We start from the raw sequence: 18,080 nt of genomic DNA on the forward strand, positions 1-18,080 counted from the left end.
CCTCACGAGCGCTCGAGCTCCGCCAACTCGGCCTCGACCGCAGCCCGTACGCCGACACGGTGCATGGTCCTCAACACCCGCGTGAAGCGGTCGGTGAACTCCGCGCACTTCCCCAGCTCGCCGAACATCGGGTTGCCGCTGATCAGCGCGAGGGGGTCGGCCTGCGATCTGCGTGCGCGCGCCGAGAGGTCGTCGGCTCTGGCGTCGGTCAGTGAAATGGGACGACCGGAGTCGTCGATGCCTTCCCAGGCGCGGGCCCAGCAGGCCACCACCACCGTCGCGGCGCCGAACGAACGGCCGGCGGCCACGAGGTCCCGGATGACCGGCACCACGAAGGTGGGCAAGGTCGTGGAGGACTGCATCGTCAACCGCTCGATGCTGTCGCTGATGGCCGGGTTGGCGAAGCGTTCGATCACCGCGGCGGAGTACGCCCGCAGGTCGGCGCCAGGTGGAGCGGGCATGCTCGCCGCCCCCTCGTGCAGCAGGTAGTGACCCAACAGCCGTCGGACGGTGGGATCGGCGGACGCGCCGGCCCCGTCGGCGTGACCCAGCAGCAGCCCGAGGTAGGAGATCGTCTGGTGACCGGCGTTCACCAGCCGCATCTTCATCTGCTCGTAGGGGCGCACGTCCTCGACCAGTTGCACGCCGACCCGCTCCCACGCCGGGCGTCCCTGGGGGAAGTGGTCCTCGACCACCCACTGCCGGAAGGGCTCGCACACCACGGGCCAGCTGTCGTGAAGACCGGTGGCCTCGGCCACGGCCTCGAGGTCGGCCGGGGCGGTGCGCGGGGTGATGCGGTCGACCATGGCGTTGGGGAAGGCGACGTCCTCGGCGACGTGGGCGGCCAGGTCGGGGTCCTGTGCCTGGGTGAAGGCGAGCAGGGTGCGCCGGGCGACGTCGCCGTTGGCGTGCACGTTGTCGCACGACAGGACCGTGAACGGCGGCACCCCCGCCGAGCGGCGGCGGCGCAAGGCCTCGGCCAGGAAGCCGAAAGCACTGCGCGGGGTGCGGGCGTCCGCGATGTCGTGTTGCAGGACGTCGTCGGAGAGATCGACGGACCCGGTGGCCGGGTCGTAGCAGTAGCCGCCCTCGGTGATGGTGAGCGAGACGATGCGCACGGCGGGATCGGCCATGCGCGCCAACACTTTCTCGCTCTCATCCGGGGCGAACAGGTACTCGACCACCGACCCGACCACGCGGCAGCGCTGCCCGTCCGCGCCCCGTTCGGCCACGACGAACAGCCTGTCCTGGGCGCGCATCATCTCGGCCATGGCGGCGTCCTGCCGGAGCAGATTGACCCCGCAGATGCCGTAGGCCCGGGCGCCGTCGTCGACGGCCAACAGGTCGTCGAGGTAGACCGCCTGGTGGGCGCGGTGGAAGCCACCGAACCCGATGTGGACCACCCCCGGGCTGACCAGGTCGCGGTCGTAGCCGGGTCGTTGTGTGTCCTGACTGGCCGACGAGGCGGTGGACGTGTTCAGCCGCGGCCGGGTGGGTGTGATGGGGGACATGGTCACCTCGGGTCCTGTGGTCAGCTGTCGGCGGGTATGCCGCCGACGCGGGTGGCGCACTCGGCGGCGGCGGCGGTGGCCCCGGCCACGCATTGGGCGATGGGCAGTCCGCGCGCCAGGGCAGCGGCGTAGGCGCCGTGGAAGACGTCCCCGCACCCGGTGGTGTCCTTGACCTGGACGGGGGGAACCGACTGGTGCTGTATGCGGTCCAGGACACCGGTCCCGAGGGCGGTGCCGTCGTCCGCAGAGACGAAGTAGGCGCCGCGGTCCCCGCAGGTGATGACCACCGCGCACCGGTCCGCCCGCCAGAGCGCCGCGATGGCTCGGGCGGGGCTGTTCGTGCCGGTCCACTGGACGGCGAAACTCTCCGGGAGCACCAGGTGATCGCTGAGGTCGACCAGCAGTTCGGTCTCCGGGTGGTGCACCTTCTCCAGGTCGAGCACCACGCCGCGGCCGGCCTCCCGCGCCGCTCGGGCGGCCCGGACGCCGGCGGGCACCGCGTAGCCGTCGAGCAGGAGCACCTTGGCGTGGCGGACCAGCTCCAGATCCAGGTCGTCGGGGAGGCCGATGGGTGCGTCGTCGTCGACGGCGATGAACCGCCGGCCATCGGGATCCACCAGGATGGTGGCGCGTATACCCGGCTGGCCGGGGGCGGTACGGGCCAGGTCCAGGCGCACCCCGTTGTGCCGGAGGCACTGCCACAGGCCGGGCTCGACGTCCCGCGCCGGGAGGTGCCCCACGAACGCGGTCGTGGCGCCGCCTCTGGCGGCAGCGACCATCGCGGTCGCGACGTTGCCGCCGTAGCGCTCCTGTTCCAGCAGCACGCGCCCCTTGCTGTCACCGAGGGGGGCGTCGACCAACAGGATCCGGTCCACCGAGGCGGCGCCTCCGCCGATGACGTCCAGTTCGTCGTATGCGCTCAGCGACACGTGTAGCCACCGTCGATCGGCAGGGTGATGCCGGTGATCATCGCGGCGCCGTCGCTGAGCAGGAAGGTGATGGGGGCTGCCACCTCGTCAGGGGTGGCCCAGCGGCCCAGCGGCATCGCACGCAGGACCGGTTCGGCGACCTCGGGCTGACTCCAGTGCCCCTCGGCGATGGGTGTCATGACCACGGTGGGGTTGACGCTGTTGACGCGGATGCCGTGTTTGCCCAGCTCGAGTGCGCTCACGCGGGTGATGCTGTCCAGAGCTGCCTTGGACGCGGCGTAGGAGATGTGACCGTCGAAGGCCACGAGGCCGGCCTGGCTGGAGACGTTGACGATGGCGCCGCCGCGGCCGCCGCGGATCATGGAACGTGATGCGTACTTCGTCGCCGTGAGCGCACCGCGGGTGTTGACGCGGATGACCTTGTCGAAGACGTCGAGGTCGGTGTCCATCGGGGTGGCGATCTCGCCGCCGAAGCCGGCGCAGTTCACCAGGCCCCACAGATCCAGATCCGCGATGGCATCGCGGACGCTGTCCTCGGAGTCCAGCTCAAACACCAGGGGTCGAGCGCCGGTCTCCTCGGCCAGGGCCGCCAGGGCTTGCTCGGAGCGGCCCGCGGCGACCACGGCGGCCCCGGCGGAGACGAGGTGGCGCACTGTGGCGCCGCCGATGCCGCCGCTCGCACCGGTCACGAGAATGGAGCGGCCGTTGAAGTCCATGGTTGTTCCTTCCTGCCACCACGATGAGTGTGTGGAGGTGCGAATACTGCTGGGAGGGGGAGAAGGGGACCGGAGTCGGGCTGACGTGCGGCCGCAGAGCCGCGCAGGGGGCTTACTTGACCGCCCCGGCCAGGCCGTTGACCAGGTATCTCTGCACGGCGACGAAGACCGCGACCACCGGCACGGAGATGAGCACCAGCACGGCGAAGAGTGCGCCTGGCTGGCTGAGGAAGATTCCGCGGTAGGCCAGCGGGACCAGGGTCAGGGGTTTGATGTCGTTGTTGCCCAGGGTCACCAGTGGCAGCAGGAAGTCGTTCCACGACATCATCACCTGCCAGATCACCACGACCGCGAGAGCGGGTTTGGCCAGCGGGAAGTACTGCCGCCAGAAGATCTGCCAGACGTTGGCCCCGTCGACGTGCGCGGCCTCGAAGATCTCGATGGGGATCGCCAGGTAGGCGGTCCTGATGATGATGATGGCGAACGGCAGACCCAGCGCGGAGTAGACCAGCACCAGGCCCACCAGGGAGTCGTAGAGCCCCATGGCCTGGAGGATCTTGAACACGGCCACCACGATGCCGGACATGGGCAGCACCAGGCCCAGGATCAGGACGGCGAACAGCAGTGCCTTGAGCGGCACCCTCAGCCGGGCCAGTGCGAAGGCCGCCATCGAGCCGACCACGACGACGATCACGACGGACGGGACGGTGATGAGCAGGCTGTTGAGCAGGTGCTTGAGCAACGGGTTCTGCTGCCAGACCAGGACGTAGTTGGACAGTGACGGAGCTTCGGGCAGCAGGCCGAGCGCCGTGGTGGACGGGTTGGACGCCGGCATGAGGGACAAGCCGATCGTCATGATCACCGGCACCATCCACAGCAGGGCCATCGGCACCAGCAGGGCATGCACCCAGCGCGAGGGGCCGCTGCGGCGCGTCCGTCGTCGCTGCGCGGGGCCGGCGTTCTCACTTCGCGGTGGGTTGATCGGGCGGGCGGCGGGGTCCTGCACCGAGCTCATCGCTTGTCTCCTGTCACGAAGCCGGAACCGAACACCCGGACCATCCCCAACGAGCTGGCCACGGCGATGATGATCAGGACGACGCTGATGGACGAGGCGTAGCCGACACTCTGGAGCTGGAAGGCCTGCAGGAAGCCGTAGGTGGGCAGCATCTGGCTGGAGTTGTTGGGCCCGCCCTGGGTGAGGACGTAGACCAACTCGAAAGTCTTGAGAGAGCCGATGATGCCGAGCAACAGCAACGACAGGTGCGTCGTCCGGAGCAGGGGGAAGATGATGCGGGTCACGGTCTGGAGCCCGCTGGCGCCGTCGATCTTGGCCGCTTCCAACACGCTGGTGTCCACCAGCTGCAGCCCGGCGAGGTAGAAGAGCATCGAGAAGCCGGTCCACATCCAGATGTTCACGGCGATGACCGCGAAGATGGCCGTGTGGGGGTCGGAGAGCCAGTCGGTGGAAATCCCCGTGAGCCCGAGCGCGCGGGTGGCTGCCGTGATGACACCGCTGGACGGGTCGAGGATCCGCTGCCAGACGATCCCGACCACCACGGGCGAGAGCACCGCGGGGATGAAGAACAGGGCCCGGTAGACCGAGCTGCCTCGCAGCGTGGAGTTCAGGGCCATCGCCAGCAGGAAGCCGATCACCGCCTGCGGCACGATGGTCAGGGGGATCCAGTACGCCGAGTTGCGCAGGGCGGTCAGGAAGATCGGATCCTGCAGCAGCTTGACGAAATTGCCCAGCCCCACGAAGGTGCCGGCGTTGACTCCGTCCCAGTCCAGCAGGCTCGCCTGGACGTTGTAGATGATGGGGTAGAGCACGAAGACGAGGAACAGCACGAGGGCCGGGAGCAAAAATCCCAGGCCCGGCAGTCCCTGCCGCAGTCGGTGAAGCATGCTGGCTCCCTCTCGGGGTGGCCGTGCCCCGGCGATGCCGGGGCACGGCCTCACAGTGGTCAGGGCGCGGTCAGGACAGGGAATCCTGGACGGCCTGAACCGAAGCGGCGGCATCCTGGGGCGTCTGCGAGCCGGTGGCGACCGCAGCCAGTGCGTCGGCGACGGCCTGGTCGATCTTCGGGTCGTCGAAGTACCGCGAGTACTTCACCTCGGGCAGCCACTGGTTGGCCAGTTGGTCCCACATCTGCTTCTGCTTGTCGCTGGTGAAGTTCGTGGGATTCAGGCCTGTGACGGCGGGAATGTCGTTCATGGTGTCGACGAGCTTCTGCGCGCCGCCGCCGGCGATCCAGTCCGTCAGCACCTTGCAGGCGAGGTCGGGGTTGGCACTGTTCTTGGAGATGCCCATGGCCAGGTCGATGCCACCCACCAACTGCGACTCCGCCGCCCCACCGGGGATGGTCGGGAAGAGGAAGGGTTCGTAACCCGACATGCCGACCGACAGCGGAGGGATCTGCGACTGATCCTTCGTGGGGTCGGACTGCTGGATCCACCAGGCACCGAGGGGGATCATGGCCGCCTTGCCGGCCTCGAACTGATTGGCGCCGGAGGGGTAGGCGTCCAGACCGATGGCGCCCTGCTGGGCGATGCCCTCGGTGAACAGCTTGCCCCAGTAGTCGATGGCCTCGACGATCTTCGCGTCGGTCCACTTGACCTCCCCGCCCTCGGCCTGCTGGACGATGCCGGGAGAGATGTTGTTGGCGATCTGCATGAAGACCACGTTGCGCAGCCAGCTGTCCTTGGCCGGCAACAGGAACGGCGCCGCCTGGTCATCAGCGGCAGCGAGCTTGTCGACGGTGGGCTTGAGCTCGTCCCAGGTCTTGGGGACCGTCGCCCCCGCTTTGTCGAAGATCTCGGTGTTGGCCCACATATTGACGGTCTGGGTGAGGACCGGTAGTGCGTAGTAATTCTCGTCGCCCTCAGGGTTACCGGCCCGCGCCTGGTCCAGTCCCACCGGGTAGAACTTGTCCTCCCAGTCCGCGCCCCAGGTCTTCACCGCGCAGTCGTTGAGCGGCGTGAGGTTCGAGCGGTACTGCTGTGTCAGGGCGCCGGGCTGCAGGCCGACCAGATCGGGCATGGTGCCGGAGCTGGCGCGGGTCTGCAGGTCGACGATGTACTCGGGGTAGTTGAAGATCGTCGCGTCGATCGTCGAACCCGGGTTGGCGTCCTCGAAGGCCTTGACCATGGCGGCTGTGGTCTGGTCGACGGGGCTCCACGACCGGAATGTCACGGTGTTGCTGGCCCCGCTGCTCGTGGCGGCCGTGCTCGGCGAGGAGGAACCCGCGCACGCGGTCAGGCTCAGGGCGCTGACTGCGGCCAGAACGGTCAGGGTGAACGATTTCGAGTGATTCATGATCCTCAGACTCCATTGTGTGAAGGGACCGGCCAGGACGGGCGCAGCGTGTGCTGCGCGGTGCATCAGGACAAGGCGGAGGCCAACTGCTGGAAGTGGGCAGCGGCACCCTCGGCGCCGAGCAGGCGGATCTTGTGGGCCGCGACGTCCTGAAGTGCCTGGCTGCAGGCGGGGACGATCGCGTGCGGCTCGCGGAGGCCCTTGTCCTGCAGGACCTCGCGCATCGTGTCGTAGTAGCGGCTCTTGATGTCGCTGGAGATGTTCACCTTGGCGACGCCGTGCGCGACGGCCTGGCTGATCTCCGCGTCGGGGTTGTCCGAGCCGCCGTGCAGGACGAGGGGCACGTCCACCCGCTGGGCGATCTTCTCCAGCAGGTCGATACGCAGTGCGGCGCGCAGAGTGGCCGGGTACAGGCCGTGTCGGGTGCCGATGGCCACCGCCAGGCTGTCGACCCCCGTGGCCTGCACGAAGTGGGCCGCCATGTCCGGGTCGGTGTAGATGATGTCGTCACTGCCGGCTTCCGCGTAGCCGTCCGTTGCGCCGATGGTACCGAGCTCGGCTTCCACCGAGATGCCCGCGGCATGAGCCAACCGGGTCACCTCCTGGGTGACGCGGATGTTCTCCTCGAACGGTTCGTGGGAGGCGTCGATCATCACCGAGGTGAAGCCCGTCCGGATCGCGTTGGCCACCTCCTCGTACGTGGCGCCGTGGTCCAGGTGGACGGCAACCGGGACCGGTGCCTTGTGGGCCTTGGCCACCACGGCGGCCACGAACTCCTCACCCACCAGGGCGACTTCCAGGGGGTGGATGGCGATCATGATGGGGGCGCTCAGAGCGGTGCTGACCTCGAAAACGGCGTTGAGCATGCCGTAGTCGCTCATGTTGAAGGCTGGGACGGCGAAATGGTGTCGACGCCCGGTCGAGAGGATCTCAGCGCCGGTGGTGAGCATGGTGGTGGTGCCTCCTGAGGCAGGAAGAGGGCATGGGGCAATAGCGCCGGGACTCGGCCCTGGGCCGACGGCGTCGCAGTTGCTACGGGCGGTGCAGGTTCTTTCACCAGCGGAGCGAACCGAACAGCGGGACCTACGCGTCGCTTCACAGGTCGACGCCTTGGTGGCTACGGCGGGCTGGGCCAGCCGTCTCAGCCTAAGTGCAAAGAATCGAAAGGGACAAGGCCTCAGAACCTTCCGGATTTCATCAGAAAAGAGAAAGGTCTCAAGCGATGACGAGCGTGACGCCCAGGTCCTGCACTCGCCTGCGGTCTTCGGTCGACAGGCCCGAGTCGGTGATGACCACGTCGACGTCACGCAGTGCGAGTGCCTTCACCTCACCGCTGCTGTGCCACTTCGTCGAGTCGGCCAGGAGGACCACCTGGCGAGCCATCTTCGCGAAGCGATGCTTGACCTGGGCCAGGTCCAGGGAGATGTCGATGACGTCCAGTTCGTCGTCGATGCCGCGGGCACCGAGGAACACCTTGTGAACGGGCAGGTCACTCAGGCCCATCTCGGGCACGGATCCCACCGTCTCCAGCAAGGTGGGGTGGAGTCGGCCGCCGAGGACGAACACCTCGACGCCTTCGACGTCCATCAACGTCTGTGCGATGTTGAGTCCAGGGGTCAGCACGGTGAGCTTGTCCACCGGGGGGAGGAGCTGCGCCAGGTGGTGGGTGGTCGTGCCGGCATCGAAGATCACTGTCTCGTCACCCACGACCATCTCGGCGGCTGCCACCGCGATGCGCCGCTTCTCCTCCCGTTGCTGTGTCATGCGCGCGCTGAAAGCCGTGAGGGCGCCGGCGTCGTCGAGGGACGTCATGGCGCCGCCATGCGTCCGCACCAGGCGGCCTCTGCGTTCCAGCACGATGAGGTCATTGCGGATCGTCACTTCGCTGACCCCCAGGCGCGAGGAGATGTGCGATGTTCGGACCTGCCCGAAGCGGTACAGCTGCTCGAGAATCTTCGTCCGGCGCTCTTCGGCGAGCTCGCGGTTCAGCATTGAGGTCCCTTCGTCTCGCTCAGCCCTCCGGTCATGGAGGTTCGCACGATCACCCTGGTGGCGTGCACGTCCAGAAGTGACACTCGGGTTACACCACACGGCCGAGGCCCGATGGCGGTCGAACGGAGCCGCGATTCTGGGGCCATCCTGGTGATCGCCTCTACCGAACGAGTCTGCCCACCCCCACCCTGGAAGACCTCAGGGGCAGGCTCCCGCATCGACGGACCTCGAGGCCCCGGGGCTCGGAGGGCCGGCTCGGCCCTTCTCACGGATGGAAGGGGCATGCCCACTCCGTGATCCGCGTGGGCAGGCAGAGACGTGCTCGCGGCTGGATGTGGCACGAGGGTGGTCAGCGCCCTCGGTGCATCGCACCGGTCCCTCGATGGCTTGCACACGGGAGGCAGTCCCCATCCTCTCGTGCCCCAGACCGATCGATCGCCACCTCGGCCGAGTTCACTGGGCAGGACACCTAGGCTGCGCCGGTGCCCTGGTACGAGATCGTGCTCATCGCGCTGGCCGGGGTCGGCGCCGGGACCATCAACACCATCGTCGGGTCCGGCACGCTGATCACGTTCCCGACCCTGCTGGCATTCGGGTACCCGCCGATCACCGCGACCATGTCGAACTCGGTGGGTCTGGTCACCGGCGGCCTGTCCGGGACGTGGGGGGTACCGGCGGGAGCTGCGCGGGCAGGGTCGGCGCCTGCGCTGGCAGATCCCCGCCTCGTTCCTCGGGGCGCTGACCGGCGCCTGGCTGCTGCTGCACCTGCCCGCCGCGGCTTTCGAGCGGGTGGTCCCCGTCCTGCTCATCCTGGCGCTGGTGCTGGTGGTCGCGCAGCCATGGATCCAGGGCCGGGTGCGGGCCCGGGCCGAGCGGTCGGGGCGCGACGTGCGGCTGCTCAGCCGCGGCCGGCTGGCCGCGCTGGCGGTGGCCACCTACGCGGTCGGGGTGTACGGCGGCTACTTCGCCGCCGCCCAGGGCATCCTGCTCGTCGGGCTGATGGGGGTGCTGCTGCCGGAGACGATGCAGCGGATGAACGCGGCGAAGAATCTGCTGTCGCTGATGGTCAACCTGGTCGCCGCCATCACCTACACGATCGTCGCCTTCGACCGGATCAGCTGGGCGGCAGCCGGTCTCATCGCCGCCGGCTCGCTGGTCGGTGGGTTCGTCGGGGCGAAGGTGGGCCGGCGGCTTCCGCCCGCCGTGCTGCGCGGGTTGATCGTGGTGCTGGGCCTGGTCGCGCTCTGGCGGTTGTTCTGAGCCGGATTCAGCTGAGCTCGGCGGCCAGTGCGGCCCCCGCGGCGGCCAGCAGGGGAACGGCTCGTTCGATCAGCTCCGGGGTCATCCGGCCGGCCGGACCGGACACCGACACGGCCAGCCGTCCGGGGGCGCCTGGGACGGCGACGGCCACGCACCGCACCCCCACCTCCTGCTCGCCCTCGTCCACCGCGTACCCGTGCTGCGCCGCCCAGTCCAGGGCGGCGTCGAAGGCGTCGGGGTCGGTCAGCGTGTTCTCCGTGTACCCGGGCATCCCGTTGCGCCGCAGGATCTCCCGGACGTCCGCCCGGGGCATGCGGGCCATGATGGCCTTCCCGACGGCGGTGCAGTGCGGCAGCACCTGCCGGCCGACCTCGGTGAACATCCGCACCGAGTGACGGGACGGGACCTGGGCGACGTAGACGATACGTCCGGCGTCCAGCGACGCGAGGTTGGCCGTCTCGCCGAGCTCGTCGACCAGCGCGGCCAGATGCAGCCGGGCCAGGGACCCGAGCATACCGGTGGCGTTCTCGGCCAGCAGCAGCACCTTCGGCCCCAGGCTGTACCGCCGGGAGGCTTCCTGCCGCACGTAGCCCAGGTCGACCAGGGTGCGGGTCAGCCGGTGGATGGTGGGCAGCGGCAGCCCGGAGTCGGCGGCCAGGGCGGACAGGCCCACCCCGCCGTCCTGCCCGGCCAGCGCTTCGAGGATGGCGAAGGCCCGTTCGATGGACTGCACGCCGCCGGTCCGGGCCTTCCCGGTCGAGCCGTCCTCGCGGTCCCCGCCCGTGCTCGTCATGACCCCTCCTTGACTCCGGCAGTCCCATCCACAAGAATCCACATTACAGAAGATAACTTCCGCATGGTGAAAGTAACCTGCGGACGGAGCGGTCGACGAGAGGCGCGACATGAGTAGCGGGACGACGAACGGCATCATGGTCACCGGAGCGGAGGTTCCCGGCGGGGAGCTCATCCTCACGCCGGAGGCGCTTGCGTTCGTGGGTCTGCTGCAGGAGCGCTTCGGCGCCCGTCGGGACGAGCTGCTCGCCGCCCGTACCCGCCGGCGCGAGGAGGTCGCCCGCACCGGTCGGCTCGACTTCCTCGCCGAGACCGCGCACATCCGGTCCGGCGACTGGCAGGTCTCGGTCGACCCGTCCCCGCTGCAGGACCGGCGCGTCGAGATGACCGGCCCCACCGACCGCAAGATGACCATCAACGCGCTCAACTCCGGGGCCAAGGTGTGGCTGGCCGACATGGAGGACGCCAGCACCCCGCACTGGGCCAACGTCGTCGGCGGCCAGATCAGCCTGTTCGACGCCATCCGCCGGCAGATCTCGTTCACCAACGAGGCAGGGAAGTCCTACGCGCTGCGCGAGGACGCCCCGCTGGCCACCATCGTCATGCGGCCCCGCGGCTGGCACTTCGACGAGTCCCACATCCAGGTCGACGGCACCCCGGTGGTCGGTGCACTCGTCGACTTCGGCCTCTACGCCTTCCACAACGCGGCCGAGCTGCTCTCCCGCGGCAGCGGCCCGTACTTCTACCTGCCCAAGATGGAGTCGCACCTCGAGGCCCGACTGTGGAACGAGGTGTTCACCCTGGCCGAGTCCGAGCTGGGCATCCCGCACGGCAGCATCCGCGCCACCGTCCTCATCGAGACCATCCCGGCCGCGTTCGAGATGGACGAGATCCTCTACGAGCTGCGCGATCACGCCTCGGGGCTGAACGCCGGCCGCTGGGACTACCTGTTCTCGATCATCAAGTACTTCCGGGACTCCGGCCCGCAGTACGTGCTGCCGGACCGCAACCTGGTGAAGATGACGGCGCCGTTCCTCAAGGCCTACGCCGAGCTGCTGGTGCAGACCTGCCACAAGCGCGGCGCGCACGCCATCGGTGGCATGTCGGCGTTCATCCCCAGCCGCAAGGACGCCGCGGTCAACGAGCGCGCCTTCGCCCAGGTGAAGGCGGACAAGGAACGCGAGGCCGGCCAGGGCTTCGACGGTTCGTGGGTCGCCCACCCCGATCTCGTCCCGGTGTGCCGGGAGGTCTTCGACTCCGTGCTGGGTGACCGGCCCAACCAGCTCGACGTCGTCCCCGACGTGCAGGTCACTGCCGACGATCTGCTCAACGTCGCCGCGACCCCGGGGGAGATCTCCGAGGACGGGCTGCGCGCCAACATCGAGGTCGCCGTGCTGTACCTGGAGTCCTGGCTGCGCGGCGGCGGCGCCGTCGCCATCCACAACCTCATGGAGGACGCGGCCACCGCGGAGATCTCCCGCTCGCAGATCTGGCAGTGGGTGCACAACGCCTCCACCCTCCCCGACGGCACGGTGATCACCGCCGAGCTCGTCCGGCAGATCCTCGCCGAGGAGCTGGCGAAGATCGAGACCGCCGTCGGCGCCGAGCGTTTCGCGGCCGGGCAGTTCGTGACGGCCAGCGAGGTGTTCGAGTCCGTCGCCCTGGACGAGGAATACGTGGCGTTCCTGACGCTGCCGGCCTACGCCGCGATCGTCTGACGCCGTGACCGACCCGCTCGCGGACCGGCTCGACGCCCACCTGGCCCAGGCGGACGCGGATCTCACCCGCCGCTATCCCGGGGATCGCGGGGTTCGTCAGCCGGTGCACACCGTGTACGTCCCGGCCGATCGCTTCGACGCCGGGACCGTGCCGGCGTGGGGCGAGCGCGCCCTCGCGGCCCTGGCCGAGCACGGCGACACGGCCGACACCTTCGCCGCCGCCACCGGGCTGGACCCGCAGTGGGTGCACGCCGGGTACGACCGGGTGCTGGCCAAGCTCGCGGTCGAGCCGATCGAGGATCTGCGGATCGACTTCGAGGACGGCTACGGCCCCCGCCCGGACGCCGAGGAGGACGCGGCCGTGGTCGCCGCCGCCGCGGCCCTGCGACAGGCCGTGGACGCCGGGACCGCGCCGCCGTTCGTCGGGATCCGGTTCAAGAGCTTCGAGCAGCCGACTCGACGGCGCGGGCTGCGCACCCTGCGGCTGTTCCTGGCCGGCCTGGGTGCGCTGCCGGCCGGTTTCGTCCTCACCCTGCCCAAGGTGACCTCGGTCGAGCAGGTCGAGGCGATGGTGCTGGCCTGCGAGGCGCTGGAGACCGAACTGGGCTTGGCGGCCGGCGCCCTACGGTTCGAGATCCAGGTGGAGACCCCGCAGGCCGTGCTCGGCGCCGACGGCCGGGCCGCCATCGCCCCGATGATCCACGCGGGCGCCGGGCGGGTCACCGGACTGCACTACGGCACGTACGACTACTCGGCCTCGCTGGGCATCTCTGCGCAGGACCAGAGCATGGAGCACCCGGCCGCCGACCACGCCAAGGCCGTCATGCAGCTCGCCGCATCCGGCACGGGCGTGCACCTGTCCGACGGCTCGACCAACATCGTCCCGGTCGGTGACGCCGACGCGGTCCGGGCGGCGTGGGCGTTGCACGCCCGGCTGGTCGGCCGCTCGTTGCACCGCGGCTACTACCAGGGCTGGGATCTGCACCCGGCCCAGCTGCCCACCCGGTACGCGGCCACCTACGCCTTCTACCTGGCCGGGATCCCGCAGGCCTGCGTGCGATTGCGGGCCTACGTCGAGCGGCAGGAGTCCGGGTTCATGGACGAGCCGGCCACCGCGGTGGCCCTGGCCGGGTTCCTCGTCCGCGCCCTGGAGTGCGGGGCCGTGGACGCCGACGAGATCACCGAGCGCACCGGTCTGCACCGCAGCACCCTGGACGTCCTCGCCCGCCGTGTCGCGGTCTGACCGGGCGGCGGCGAGGTCGGCCGCGCACGACAGGATGACCCCATGACGCTCGTGCTCATCGCGCCCGACAAGTTCAAGGGGTCGCTGCCGGCCGCCGGGGTGGCTGCCGCGGTGGCCCTGGGGCTGGCCGACGCCCGGCCCGACGTGCGGACCCGGCAGGTGCCGGTGGCCGACGGCGGGGACGGCACCATCGAGGCCGCCCTGGCCGCGGGGTACCGCTGGGTGCCGGTTCGGGCGGCCGGCCCGACCGGGGACCCGGTGGACACCGGATACGCCCGGCGCGGATCGTCCGCGGTGCTGGAACTGGCCACCGTGTCCGGCTTGGCCCAGCTGCCCGGCGGCACCCTCGCCCCGATGACGGCGTCGAGCCGCGGATTCGGCGAGCTGATCGCCGCCGCGCTGGACGCGGGGTGCACCGACCTCGTGCTGGGCATCGGCGGCAGCGCCTGCACCGACGGCGGCGCCGGCATGATCGCCGCGCTCGGTGCCCGGTTGACCGGCCCGGACGGTCGGGTTCTCGCCGATGGTGGTGGTCCGCTGGCCGACCTCGCCGCCGTGGATCTCACCGCGCTGCACCCCGGCCTTGCTGCGGCGACCGTCACCGTCGCCTCCGACGTGGACAACCCGTTGACCGGCCCGTCCGGGGCGGCCGCGGTGTACGGACCGCAGAAGGGCGCCGCTCCCGCTCAGGTCGCCGAGCTCGACCGGGCGCTGGACCTGCTCGCCGACCGGATCGCCGCCGCCACGGGTGCGGACCTGCGCACGACGCCCGGAGCAGGCGCCGCGGGCGGGGTCGGCTTCGCCGCGGTCGCGGTGCTGGGTGCCGCTCTCGCGCCCGGCATCGACCTCCTGCTCGAACTGGTCGGATTCGCCGACGCGCTGGCCGGAGTCGATCTGGTCATCACCGGGGAGGGGTCGCTGGACGAGCAGTCGTTGTCCGGCAAGGCCCCGATTGGGGTGGCCACGGTGGCCGGCGCCCGCGGCATCCCGGTCGTCGCGGTGTGCGGCCGGTCGCTGCTCACCCCGGAGCGGGCCGCGGCCGCGGGTATCCGCGCGGTGTACGCGCTGACCGACATCGAGGCCGATGTCACCCGGTGCATCGCCGGGGCCGCGGGACTGCTGCGCGAGTTGTCCGCGACACTGGCCCGGGAACAGCTGCTCCCGTCCGGTGATCCGGCGTGATCGCTCGCCCTGCCTGGATCGCACCCGTCCCGACCCGCCGGAGGCCCCGATGACCGATCAGCTCGACCTGGTGATCCATGCCGACCGCGCCGTCCTGCCCGACGGCGAGGCCGCGGTGACCGTCGGCGTGCGCGGCGGCGTCATCGTCTCGGTGCAGGGACCCGCCCCCGAGCTGACCGCCGACCGGGTCGTCACGCTCGGGCCCGACGAGGTGCTGCTGCCCGGTCTGGTCGACGCGCACGTGCACATCAACGACCCGGGCCGCAGCGAGTGGGAGGGTTTCCGCACCGCCACCCGCGCCGCGGCCGCCGGTGGGGTCACCACCGTCATCGACATGCCGCTGAACAGCATCCCGCCCACGGTCGACGTGGCCGCGCTGGAGGTCAAGCAGCAGACGGCGGCGGGGAAGACGTTCGTCGACGTCGGGTTCTGGGGTGGCGCGGTCCCGGGGAACACCGCCGATCTGCGGCCGCTGCACGAGGCCGGGGTGTTCGGGTTCAAGTGCTTCCTGCTGCACTCCGGCGTGGACGAGTTCCCGGCGCTGCAGGGGGCGGAGCTGGAGACCGATCTGACCGAGCTGGCCGGGCTCGACGCCATGATGATCATCCACGCGGAGGACGCCGAGTCCATCGACCGGGCGCCGGCCACCGACGGCGGGCGTTACCAGGCGTTCCTGGAGTCCCGCCCGCGGGGCGCCGAGAACCTGGCCATCGCCGAGGTGATCGAGCTGGCCCGGTGGACCGGCGCGCGGGTGCACATCCTGCACCTGTCGTCGGCCGACGCGTTGCCGATGATCCGTTCGGCCCGGCGCGACGGGGTGCGGATCACCGTCGAGACCTGCCCGCACTACCTGACCTTCGCCGCGGAGGAGATCCCGGACGGGGCCACGCAGTTCAAGTGCTGCCCGCCGATCCGGGAATCGGCCAACCGCGACGAGCTGTGGGCGGCGCTGCAGGACGGCACCATCGCGTGCATCGTCTCCGACCACTCGCCGTGCACCCCGGAGCTGAAGCGTTTCGACGTGGGTGATTTCGGGTTGGCCTGGGGCGGGATCTCCTCGCTGCAGCTGGGCATCTCGGCCATCTGGACGCAGGCCCGCGAGCGCGGGATCCCGCTGACCGACGTCGTCCGCTGGATGGCCCAGGCGCCGGCCGAGCACGCCGGGCTGACCACCAAGGGGCGCATCGCCGAAGGGGGCGCCGCCGACTTCGCGGTCTTCGCGCCGGAGGACACCTTCACCGTCGACCCGGCCGAACTGTTCCACCGCAACGCGATCACCCCGTACGCGGGGCGCACCCTGACCGGCCGGGTCCGGTCCACCTACCTGGCCGGCCGCGACATCAGCGTCGACATCACCACCGACGGGGGACGGCACGGTCGTCTCCTGCGCAGAGGAGAAGCATGAGCACCCCCGCCGACTTCCGGCACCTGCCCGATCTCGCGTCCCGGCTGCTGGCCGGCAGCGTCGTGTACGCCAACGACGAGACGTTCGCCGAGAAGGAGAACCTGATCACCCCGGCGGCGTCGGTGTTCTCCACCGACACCTTCGGGCACAAGGGGAAGATCTACGACGGCTGGGAGACCCGCCGGCGCCGCGAGCCGGGCGTGGACATCGCGATCGTGCGGCTCGGCGTACCCGGCGTGGTGCACGGGGTCGTCGTGGACACCGCCTGGTTCAAGGGCAACTACCCGCCCGAGGTGTCGGTCGAGGCCACCAGTGTCGAGGGTTACCCGTCCACCGACGAGCTGCTGGCCGCCGAGTGGGCCACCCTGGTACCCCGCTCCCCGGTGGCCGGGGACAGCGAGAACCCCTTCACCGTGGCTGATCCGCACCGCTGGACGCATGTGCGGCTGACCATCTACCCGGACGGCGGGGTGGCCCGCTTCCGGGTGCACGGTGTCGCCGTGCCCGATCCGCGGGTGCTCACCGGCACCGTCGACCTGGCCGCGCTGGAGAACGGCGGCACGGTCATCGAGTGCTCCAACATGTTCTATTCCTCGCCGGCCAACCTGCTGCTCCCGGGTCGGGCCCGGATCATGGGGGAGGGCTGGGAGAACTCCCGCCGCCGCGTTCCCGGCAACGAACACCTGGTCATCGCCCTCGGCGCGCGGGGCAGCATCCGCCGCCTCGAACTGGACACCTCCTACTTCGTCGGCAACGCCCCCGGGGCGGCGTGGATGACCGGGATCGACGCCGCTGCAGCCGATCTCACCGACACGGAGGCCTGGGTGCCGGTGCTGGACCGCACCCCGCTGCAGCCGGACACCCGGCACGTGTTCCCGTCGCTGACCGCCGCCCCGCTCACCCACGTCCGGCTCGACGTCCACCCCGATGGCGGGCTCGCCCGGGTGCGGGTGCACGGGGAGATCGATGCGGTGACGGCGGAGCAGCAGACGGCGGCCTTCGCCGGGCTGCTGCCCTCGGTGCACACCCGGGCGGCGGTCAGCCCGACCTGGTGAGGGCGGCCGGTCCGTCGGCCTCGGAGGCGTCCGGGTGGTCCTGCCGTGCCTGGGCCGCCCCGCCGCCGTCGGCTTCCGGCAGGGCGCCCACCCGGACAGGGAGCGCAGGGGGAAGGGCAGATCGGGTGCATGCTGTCGGACAATTGAAGCGGGGGGAGGCCCCATGAGTGAGTCCCGTGTCCGCACGTCGAGCATCGATCTGAACAGCGACGTCGGGGAGTCCTACGGCCGCTGGGTGCTCGGTGACGACGCCGCGCTCATGCCCTACGTCACCAGCGTCAACGTGGCGTGCGGCTTCCACGCCGGCGACCCGACCACGCTGCGGCGCACCTGCGAGGCCGCCGCGGCGGCCGGGGTGACGGTCGGCGCGCAGGTCGGCTACCAGGACCTCGGGGGGTTCGGCCGCCGGTTCATCGACATGGATCTGATCGAGCTGACCGATCACGTGGTCTACCAGATCGGTGCCCTGCAGGCGCTCGCCGCCGTGGCCGGCACCTCGGTCCGGTATGTGAAACCCCATGGTGCGCTGTACAACACGGCCGTCCACCACCGCGGCCAGGCTCGGTCCGTGGTCGACGCGGTGCGCGCGGTCGACCCGTCGCTGCCGCTGGTGGGCCTGCCCGGATCGGCCCTGCTGGAGCTGGCCGAGGCGGCCGGGCTGCGTCCGGTCACCGAGGCGTTCGCCGACCGCGGGTACACCCCGCGGGCCACCCTGGTGTCGCGCAGTGAGCCGGGCGCCCTGCTCTCCGACGCCGCCGAGGTCGCCGCCCGCATGGTGCGGATGGTGACCGAGAGCGTGGTCACCGCGGTGGACGGCAGCGATGTCGCCGTCCGCGCCGAGAGCATCTGCGTGCACGGCGACAGCCCTGGCGCGATCGCCATGGCCGCGGCCGTGCGTGACGCCCTGCGGGGCGCAGGCGTCGACGTGCGGGCCTTCGCGTGAGCGGCTCCGCGGTGACAGCCG

15 protein-coding genes and 1 pseudogene are annotated in these 18,080 nt (G+C 70.5%); 7 read left to right on the plus strand and 9 right to left on the minus strand.

Annotated features, from left to right (window positions below; genetic code table 11):
* Nucleotides 1-2: 2 nt before the first annotated feature.
* The 8 genes from J2S58_RS15115 to J2S58_RS15150 form a co-directional block, all read right to left on the minus strand.
* On the minus strand, nucleotides 3-1,511 hold the full coding sequence (locus tag J2S58_RS15115) for a mannitol dehydrogenase family protein (RefSeq protein WP_240189304.1): 1,509 nt from the start codon (nucleotides 1,509-1,511) through the stop codon (nucleotides 3-5).
* Nucleotides 1,512-1,531: 20 nt separating this feature from the next.
* Complete coding sequence (locus J2S58_RS15120) at nucleotides 1,532-2,440, minus strand: carbohydrate kinase family protein (RefSeq protein ID WP_205257950.1); 909 nt, start codon at nucleotides 2,438-2,440, stop codon at nucleotides 1,532-1,534.
* On the minus strand, nucleotides 2,431-3,156 hold the full coding sequence (locus J2S58_RS15125) for an SDR family oxidoreductase (protein ID WP_205257951.1): 726 nt from the start codon (nucleotides 3,154-3,156) through the stop codon (nucleotides 2,431-2,433). Before J2S58_RS15125 ends, J2S58_RS15120 begins: the two co-directional genes overlap by 10 nt.
* A 112-nt stretch (nucleotides 3,157-3,268) precedes the next feature.
* Nucleotides 3,269-4,171 (minus strand): carbohydrate ABC transporter permease, encoded by a 903-nt coding sequence (locus J2S58_RS15130; RefSeq protein ID WP_205257952.1) that lies wholly within the window; start codon nucleotides 4,169-4,171, stop codon nucleotides 3,269-3,271.
* Nucleotides 4,168-5,058, minus strand: a complete 891-nt coding sequence (locus tag J2S58_RS15135) for a carbohydrate ABC transporter permease (protein WP_205257953.1) — start codon at nucleotides 5,056-5,058, stop codon at nucleotides 4,168-4,170. The genes J2S58_RS15130 and J2S58_RS15135 overlap by 4 nt, the downstream gene beginning before the upstream one ends.
* 70 nt (nucleotides 5,059-5,128) lie before the next feature.
* Nucleotides 5,129-6,469 (minus strand): ABC transporter substrate-binding protein, encoded by a 1,341-nt coding sequence (locus J2S58_RS15140; protein ID WP_205257976.1) that lies wholly within the window; start codon nucleotides 6,467-6,469, stop codon nucleotides 5,129-5,131.
* 65 nt (nucleotides 6,470-6,534) lie between these two features.
* The gene (locus J2S58_RS15145; protein ID WP_205257977.1) at nucleotides 6,535-7,419 is read right to left on the minus strand and encodes a ketose-bisphosphate aldolase; all 885 of its coding nucleotides are present in this window, start codon (nucleotides 7,417-7,419) and stop codon (nucleotides 6,535-6,537) included.
* 265 nt (nucleotides 7,420-7,684) lie between these two features.
* Entirely contained in the window at nucleotides 7,685-8,461 is a 777-nt protein-coding gene (locus J2S58_RS15150; protein ID WP_205257978.1) for a DeoR/GlpR family DNA-binding transcription regulator, read from the minus strand.
* Between the two features lie 482 nt (nucleotides 8,462-8,943).
* Between J2S58_RS15150 and J2S58_RS15160 the strand changes: the two are divergent.
* A pseudogene (locus J2S58_RS15160) lies at nucleotides 8,944-9,721 on the plus strand (sulfite exporter TauE/SafE family protein).
* Between the two features lie 7 nt (nucleotides 9,722-9,728).
* Here the strand turns inward: J2S58_RS15160 and J2S58_RS15165 are convergent.
* On the minus strand, nucleotides 9,729-10,514 hold the full coding sequence (locus J2S58_RS15165; protein WP_205257979.1) for an IclR family transcriptional regulator: 786 nt from the start codon (nucleotides 10,512-10,514) through the stop codon (nucleotides 9,729-9,731).
* Between the two features lie 109 nt (nucleotides 10,515-10,623).
* Here J2S58_RS15165 and aceB point away from each other — a divergent pair, with 109 nt between their 5' ends.
* The 6 genes from aceB (at nucleotide 10,624) to J2S58_RS15195 (ending at nucleotide 18,059) form a co-directional block, all read left to right on the plus strand.
* Nucleotides 10,624-12,231, plus strand: a complete 1,608-nt coding sequence (aceB, locus tag J2S58_RS15170) for a malate synthase A (RefSeq protein WP_240189306.1) — start codon at nucleotides 10,624-10,626, stop codon at nucleotides 12,229-12,231.
* A gap of 4 nt (nucleotides 12,232-12,235) precedes the next feature.
* On the plus strand, nucleotides 12,236-13,474 hold the full coding sequence (locus J2S58_RS15175; RefSeq protein ID WP_205257980.1) for a DUF6986 family protein: 1,239 nt from the start codon (nucleotides 12,236-12,238) through the stop codon (nucleotides 13,472-13,474).
* A gap of 42 nt (nucleotides 13,475-13,516) precedes the next feature.
* The gene (locus J2S58_RS15180; RefSeq protein ID WP_205257981.1) at nucleotides 13,517-14,656 is read left to right on the plus strand and encodes a glycerate kinase; all 1,140 of its coding nucleotides are present in this window, start codon (nucleotides 13,517-13,519) and stop codon (nucleotides 14,654-14,656) included.
* 49 nt (nucleotides 14,657-14,705) lie between these two features.
* Nucleotides 14,706-16,061, plus strand: coding sequence for an allantoinase AllB (allB, locus tag J2S58_RS15185; protein WP_205257982.1), 1,356 nt, complete (start codon nucleotides 14,706-14,708; stop codon nucleotides 16,059-16,061).
* Nucleotides 16,058-17,116 carry an allantoicase gene (gene alc, locus J2S58_RS15190; protein ID WP_205257983.1) on the plus strand — a complete coding sequence of 353 codons (1,059 nt, stop codon included), beginning with the start codon at nucleotides 16,058-16,060 and terminating at the stop codon, nucleotides 17,114-17,116. Before allB ends, alc begins: the two co-directional genes overlap by 4 nt.
* Before the next feature lie 163 nt (nucleotides 17,117-17,279).
* Nucleotides 17,280-18,059 carry a LamB/YcsF family protein gene (locus J2S58_RS15195; RefSeq protein WP_240189307.1) on the plus strand — a complete coding sequence of 260 codons (780 nt, stop codon included), beginning with the start codon at nucleotides 17,280-17,282 and terminating at the stop codon, nucleotides 18,057-18,059.
* Nucleotides 18,060-18,080: the final 21 nt, after the last annotated feature.

The sequence above is a fragment of the Nakamurella flavida genome (assembly GCF_030811475.1).
GTDB lineage: Bacteria > Actinomycetota > Actinomycetes > Mycobacteriales > Nakamurellaceae > Nakamurella > Nakamurella flavida.